Below are 6,377 nucleotides of genomic sequence, written 5' to 3' on the forward strand. Positions count from 1 at the left end.
CCACTGGGTGATTACTCTGAATCTGAAGCCTTGGCGGTGATCGACGCCATCGTGACCTGCTTTACGCAGGCCATGGTGGAGCACCACGAGAAGTCCAAGTACCCACCAGTGCGTGGTCTGCCTGAAGTTCCGGATCCGATGGCCAATCCGTTTGCCGACATGGAAAACGACCTCCCCTGGGAGGATGCCAAATGATGGACTTCAACTCATCAGCAAGCGTCAGTGGCCAGATCAGCACCTTGATCGATCTGGGTCTGCAAAAGACCCGCTCCAAGGAGAAATCCCGCCTGTATTTGGGCGCATCCCGTCTGGGCGTGTCGTGCGAACGCGCGCTGCAATACGAGTATGCCCAAGCGCCGGTGGACCCGGGGCGGGAGACGCAGGGGCGGATTCTGCGCATTTTTGAGCGTGGCCACGTCAACGAAGACAGCATGGTCGCCTGGCTGCGGGCGGCCGGGTTCGATCTGCGCACGCACAAACCGAACGGCGAGCAGTTTGGGTTTTCAACGGCTGACGGTCGCTTGCAGGGACACATTGATGGTGTCGTTGTCGGTGGGCCAGACGGATTCAAGTACCCAGCGCTTTGGGAAAACAAGTGCTTGGGTTCCAAATCCTGGCGCGATCTCGAGAAAAACAAGCTCGCGGTCTCCAAGCCGGTCTACGCCGCCCAAGTGGCGATTTACCAGGCCTACCTGGAGTTGCACGAAAACCCGGCCATCTTCACAGCGGTCAACGCCGACACGATGGACATCTACGCCGAGTTGGTTCCGTTCGATGCGGCGCTGGCCCAGCGCATGTCCGACCGGGGCGTGAAGGTGATTGCCGCCACCGAGGCAGGTGAACTACTGCCTCGCGCCTACCTTGATGCCACCCACTTTGAATGCAAGTTTTGCGCTTGGCAAGACCGCTGCTGGAGGACAACCCAATGAACACACAAAAACAAGAATTCCAAATGGATGCCGAACCCATGATCGATGCCAAGCAGGCTGCGTGCGCACTGAGACTGCCCCTGTACTGGTTTGGTGACCCCAAGATGCGAGCCAAACACCGCATTCCACATTACCTGCTGGGCGGCTTGGTTCGCTTTCGCATGAATGAACTGAGCACTTGGGCTGCCAACAGCAGTGCCACAGTCGATTCCGACGCCGAGCCCCAAGAGTCGGAGGGTGTCAGCCATGATGGACTTTAACGATGTAACACCGGCACAGACACCTTCCAGCGATGGCAACCGCGAAGAGATTCGCGCCAGCTTGCTGCTGCGGCTTGAGTCGGTGCTGATGGACATGTTCCCCGCTGGCAAGGTCAAACGCGGCAAGTTCCTGGTGGGCGACATCCTTGGCAGCCCGGGCGACAGTCTGGAGATTGTGGTCACCGGCGACAAAGCTGGGTTGTGGACAGATCGTGCGACTGGTCAGGGTGGAGACATCTTTGACCTGATTTCCGGACATATGGCACTCAATGTCCATTCTGACTTTGCCAAGGTGCTGAGTTTTGCGGCGCAACTGGTCGGCAAAGTGCCGCCGCAAGCAACTCGCAAACGCAAGGCTGAGCCCGCCCTTGATGAACTGGGTCCAGCAACGGCCAAGTGGGAGTACCAGGACACTGAGGGCAGGCTGATCGCCATCGTGTACCGCTACGACCCACCCGGGCAGAAAAAGGAATTCCGGCCATGGGATGTCAAACGCAAGAAGGCAGCGCCACCCGATCCACGGCCACTCTACAACCAGCCCGGCATGCTCAAGTCAGATCGGGTGGTGGTGGTCGAAGGTGAAAAGTGTGCCAAAGCCCTGATCGACGCAGGCATTTGCGCCACCACCGCCATGCACGGAGCCAATGCGCCGGTCGATAAAACCGACTGGTCACCGCTTGCGGGCAAGGTGGTGATCATCTGGCCAGACAAGGACAAGCCCGGCTGGACGTATGCAGAAAACGCAGCACAGGCCATTCTTGCAGCCAAGGCCACCAGTTGCGTCATCCTGTACCCGCCAGAAGGCAAACCCGATGGTTGGGACTGCGCTGACGCGCTGGCCGAGGGCGTAGATGTTCACGACATCGTGGCCAACAGCCCTTACATGACCATTCATCTGCCTGACATTGGAGCGGCAAAAGCTGCCCAAACAGCGCCTAGTGCGAACAGTGATGAGGAGCATACGGTTTGGGGTACCGAAGATGCGCTGGCAGTGAGTTTCACGAGCCGCTACAAAAATGACTGGCGATACGTTGCGGCGTGGGGCAAATGGCTGATGTGGGATGGTCAGCGCTGGCGCAGCGAGGACACTCTGGCCGCATCCGATCTGGTGCGCCACGTCTGTCGTTTCGCATCGCTCAAGTCTGACAACCCAAAACTTGCGGCCAAACTGGCAGCTTCGGGCACCATCAGCGGTGTCGAACGTCTGGCTCGGGCTGATCGCAGGCACGCGGGCACCACGGACGAGTGGGATGCCGACGAATGGTCAATCAACACACCCGGTGGTGTGGTTGACCTGCGTACCGGCAGGATGCGCGCCCATGATCGTGGTGACCGCATGACCAAAATCTGCACGGCCACGATTCAGCCGGGCAGCACCTGTCCCAACTGGATGGCGTTTCTGGCTGATGTGACCGGAGGAGACGCGGCACAAATCCACTACCTCCAGAAGGTGTTCGGCTACTGCATGACAGGCTCCACCCAAGAGCACGCGCTGTTTTTCCTGTACGGCACAGGTGCCAATGGCAAGTCGGTGTTCGTCAACACCATCTTCACCCTGATGGGCGATTACGCGGCCAATGCGCCCATGGATACGTTCATGGAATCGCGCGGTGACCGGCATCCCACCGATCTGGCAGGCCTGCGTGGGGCGCGCTTTGTGGGTGCGACCGAGACTGAACAGGGGCGGCGCTGGAACGAGTCCAAGATCAAGGAGATCACCGGTGGCGACCGGGTGTCGGCGCGTTTCATGCGCCAGGACTTCTTCACCTACCTGCCGCAGTTCAAGTTGGTCATCGCGGGCAATCACAAACCCGCCATTCGCAACATCGATGAGGCCATGCGCAGGCGTTTGCACCTGATCCCGTTCACGATCACTGTGCCGCCAGAAAAACGTGACAAGCAACTCCAAGCCAAGCTGCTGATTGAGCGCAACGCCATCTTTGAGTGGGGCGTGCAGGGTTGTCTGGCCTGGCAGCGCGAAGGGCTCATTGCGCCCGAGAGTGTCGTCAGTGCGACCAAGGAGTATTTCGAGGCAGAGGATGCCTTGGGGCGCTGGCTGGAAGAGCGTTGTGTGCGGGTCAACAGTGCCAGATCACTCACCACGGAGTTGTTTGCCGATTGGAAGCAGTGGGCAGAGGCAGCAGGTGAGTTTGTTGGCTCCCAGCGCCGGTTCTCTGACCTGTTGCTCACACGCGGATTGGAAAAGTGGCGCAACTCAGCCGGTGTTCGCGGATACCAGGGGGTGGGCTTGGCGCAGCAGTCACGCCCAAATTACACACCTTACGCGGATAACTGACACCTATGACGCAGCAAAAGAACGCTCTGAAACTGCCTCTTGTGGCGATGTTTTACGCATTCGATACCCGCGTCGGTTGTGTCGGTATGGCATCAATCCGACGTAGTCGGCGCAGCCAACGGTTAGTTCCTCACGCGAGGCGTGACGCGCAGGTCATGGAAGTTAACCCTGAGATGTGTCGACTACGTCGGAATGGAAAAACCGACCTGAATTGCAACTTTGAAATGCAGGCACAGCACAGCTGCGTGCCTTGCTCAACAACAGGAATCGATATGAAAAATCTTGAAAATGCACTTGTGACAGACACGCGAACTGCTCGCGATATGCAGCAGTGGCTCACAGCCAACTGCGATCTGGACGACCGCGCAACAACCCGGTTCTCTGAACTGCACGCAGATTGGCTGACCTGGAGCGCTGCCAACGATTGCTTTGCCTCGTCTGCGCGCTGCCTGTCACTGGCATTAGGCCACCTTGGATTGCAGCGTTGCGTGGTGAGTTCGGGCAACGCTCGCGCCTATCGTGGCATCTCGCTCAAGATCGGAGGTGCGAAATGAGCAGCACCATTCTTACCCTGGACTTGGGCACAACCACTGGCTGGGCACTGCGACCTCAGAACGGCCAAACCGCTCACGGTTTTGTCAGCTTCAAGTCCCAGCGATTCGAAGGCGGTGGCATGCGTTACCTTCGCTTCAAACACTGGCTTGCAGAACTCAAGAACATCACGGGCGAGATCAACGCCGTCTACTTCGAGGAGGTGCGCCGCCACGTTGGAGTCGATGCCGCCCACGTCTACGGCGGCTTGATGGCGACCCTCACCACTTGGTGCGAGCACCACCGCATCCCGTACCAGGGCGTGCCAGTGGGCACGATCAAGAAGCACGCCACCGGCAAAGGCAACGCAGGCAAGGCAGAAGTCATTGCTGCCATGCGTGCCCTTGGTCACCCCGTCACTGACGACAACGAAGCCGATGCCCTGGCCATCCTGCACTGGGCACTCGACACGCAGGAGGTGTGACGTGAAGGTTCCCACCCACCACTACCAATGCCCCCTTGGTCGCTTGCAGCCAACTGTGACAGACCTGGACAGCGTCAAGCAACGCGGCTGGCGTGACCAGAACATCCTGGTGGTCAACGCTGAGGACAAGCGGCTGGACTACCTCGAGCGTGAACTGGTGCGACGCATCGGCGAGCGTTTGTATGGTCAAGGAGATCGTCATGGCTGAGCGCAACACACCATGGACACCCGAGGACGTGGCCAACCGCTTCGAGGACGCTGCGGTCACTGCCAGGCGACTGCCCTCGGCCAATGTGCAGGGCTACTTCAACGCGTGGCCCACCATCGTGCGCTGCCAGTGGGAGATGCTGGCAACCGACGAACGTGTGGTCTGTCGCTTCCCTCCATCACCGAAGGACGTGGAACAGATGCTTGAGGTCATGCTCTGGGTGCAGTGGCTTGAGGTTGAGCAGCGCCATCTGGTCTGGATGCGTGCCAAGCGGTACGGCTGGCGTGACATCTGTACGCGCTTTGGCGTTTGCCGCACCACGGCTTGGCAAAACTGGCAAAAGTCCATTCAACTGGTGGCGCAAAAGCTCAATGACAGCCGCAAAAAGTAAGGTGGGCAGGACAAGTGGACGAGATATCTTCCAAGACAAATGGGCAGGGAGAGCAATGCGTCCAGCACTTGTCCAGAGTTTTGCCACTTTGTCCTTTTGGCCTGCAAAACAGGGCTGAACATCCAGCCTGTTTTTAGGTATATTTACGGCTATGGATGGAGAAAACCGCTGACGATCAGTTGGAAAATAGCCACTGAGCCCCAGGTAAAAGGGGTCCTTCTTTCGGAAAATCCTATGCGGGGGGCAACAGCGCAAGACCCGCCCACCGACAGACTGCAAACCAGAGTTTGCAGCGGTTTGCACCAGCAGCAGGTTTGCACCCTGGCACACAAGGGGGGGAATTCAATTCACACCCTTTGCCGACCTGACATCCAAGTTTTCGTTTCCTGATTATTCCTGAACCCGCCCTCGGAGTTTTCTGACGGCGGGTTCTTTCGTTCAACTCCAGCGCTTGAGATGGCGCACCTCGCGGCCCGTCATAGGTTTCACAGACCTGTGCGGGCCGTATTTTTTTGGAAGCATCAAACCCGTGAATCCACTCAACGTTGAGTACCGCAAGGTTGACGCGCTGATCCCGTTTGCCCGCAACCCTCGCACCCACAGCGAGGAGCAGGTGGCCAAGATCGCCGCCAGCATCGCCGAGTTTGGCTGGACAAATCCGGTGCTGGTCGACGGTGTCAGCGGCGTGATCGCCGGTCACGGTCGTCTGGCGGCTGCCCGCAAGTTGGGCCTGACGGAAGTTCCGGTCATCGAACTGGGGCATCTGTCACCCACCCAGAAGCGCGCCTACGTGATCGCCGACAACCGCCTGTCACTCGATGCCGGGTGGGACGAAGAGATGCTGGCCCTTGAACTCACTGAGCTGTGTGAGTCCGGTTACGACCTGGCACTCACCGGCTTTGAGGACGCTGAGATTGAAGCCATGATGTCCGAGCACATCGATGGTGAGACCGGTGACGATCAGACTGGCGATGATGATTCCGACGATGCACCAGACGCTGGTGACGAGGTACCAGACGCACCGGTCAACCCAGTATCCCGAACCGGTGATGTCTGGCTGCTTGGTGCGCACCGTCTGATCTGTGGCGATGCCGGTGACTCAGCGGTGGTCGCCGCCCTGATGCAATCTGAAAAGGCTGCGCTGTGTTTTACATCGCCGCCCTACGGTACCCAACGCGATTACACCGACACCATTGTTGATTGGGACGCCCTGATGCGTTCGGTCTTTGCGAACCTGCCCATGGCTGCCACCGGTCAAGTGCTGGTCAACCTGGGGCT

General features: G+C 58.8%; 9 protein-coding genes. All 9 read left to right on the forward strand.

Going from position 1 to position 6,377, the window contains the following annotated elements; genetic code table 11:
* Positions 1–195 (forward strand): DUF6511 domain-containing protein (locus PHQ58_RS23040; protein ID WP_300116120.1); only part of this gene is annotated, 195 nt, incomplete at its 5' end.
* On the forward strand, positions 192–929 hold the full coding sequence (locus PHQ58_RS23045; RefSeq protein WP_300116123.1) for a hypothetical protein: 738 nt from the start codon (positions 192–194) through the stop codon (positions 927–929). The genes PHQ58_RS23040 and PHQ58_RS23045, both read left to right, overlap by 4 nt.
* Positions 926–1,189 carry a hypothetical protein gene (locus PHQ58_RS23050; RefSeq protein WP_300116125.1) on the forward strand — a complete coding sequence of 88 codons (264 nt, stop codon included), beginning with the start codon at positions 926–928 and terminating at the stop codon, positions 1,187–1,189. Before PHQ58_RS23045 ends, PHQ58_RS23050 begins: the two co-directional genes overlap by 4 nt.
* Entirely contained in the window at positions 1,176–3,485 is a 2,310-nt protein-coding gene (locus tag PHQ58_RS23055) for a phage/plasmid primase, P4 family (protein WP_300116127.1), read from the forward strand. Before PHQ58_RS23050 ends, PHQ58_RS23055 begins: the two co-directional genes overlap by 14 nt.
* Positions 3,486–3,757: 272 nt before the next feature.
* The gene (locus tag PHQ58_RS23060) at positions 3,758–4,039 is read left to right on the forward strand and encodes a hypothetical protein (RefSeq protein WP_300116129.1); all 282 of its coding nucleotides are present in this window, start codon (positions 3,758–3,760) and stop codon (positions 4,037–4,039) included.
* Positions 4,036–4,500, forward strand: coding sequence for a hypothetical protein (locus PHQ58_RS23065; RefSeq protein ID WP_300116130.1), 465 nt, complete (start codon positions 4,036–4,038; stop codon positions 4,498–4,500). The genes PHQ58_RS23060 and PHQ58_RS23065 overlap by 4 nt, the downstream gene beginning before the upstream one ends.
* A gap of 1 nt (position 4,501) precedes the next feature.
* On the forward strand, positions 4,502–4,708 hold the full coding sequence (locus PHQ58_RS23070) for a hypothetical protein (RefSeq protein ID WP_300116131.1): 207 nt from the start codon (positions 4,502–4,504) through the stop codon (positions 4,706–4,708).
* Positions 4,701–5,099, forward strand: coding sequence for a DUF6362 family protein (locus PHQ58_RS23075; RefSeq protein ID WP_300116133.1), 399 nt, complete (start codon positions 4,701–4,703; stop codon positions 5,097–5,099). Before PHQ58_RS23070 ends, PHQ58_RS23075 begins: the two co-directional genes overlap by 8 nt.
* A 529-nt stretch (positions 5,100–5,628) precedes the next feature.
* A partial coding sequence (locus PHQ58_RS23080; protein WP_300116136.1) for a ParB N-terminal domain-containing protein occupies positions 5,629–6,377 on the forward strand: 749 nt, incomplete at its 3' end.

The sequence above is a fragment of the Rhodoferax sp. genome, from assembly GCF_028688795.1.
GTDB lineage: Bacteria > Pseudomonadota > Gammaproteobacteria > Burkholderiales > Burkholderiaceae_C > Rhodoferax.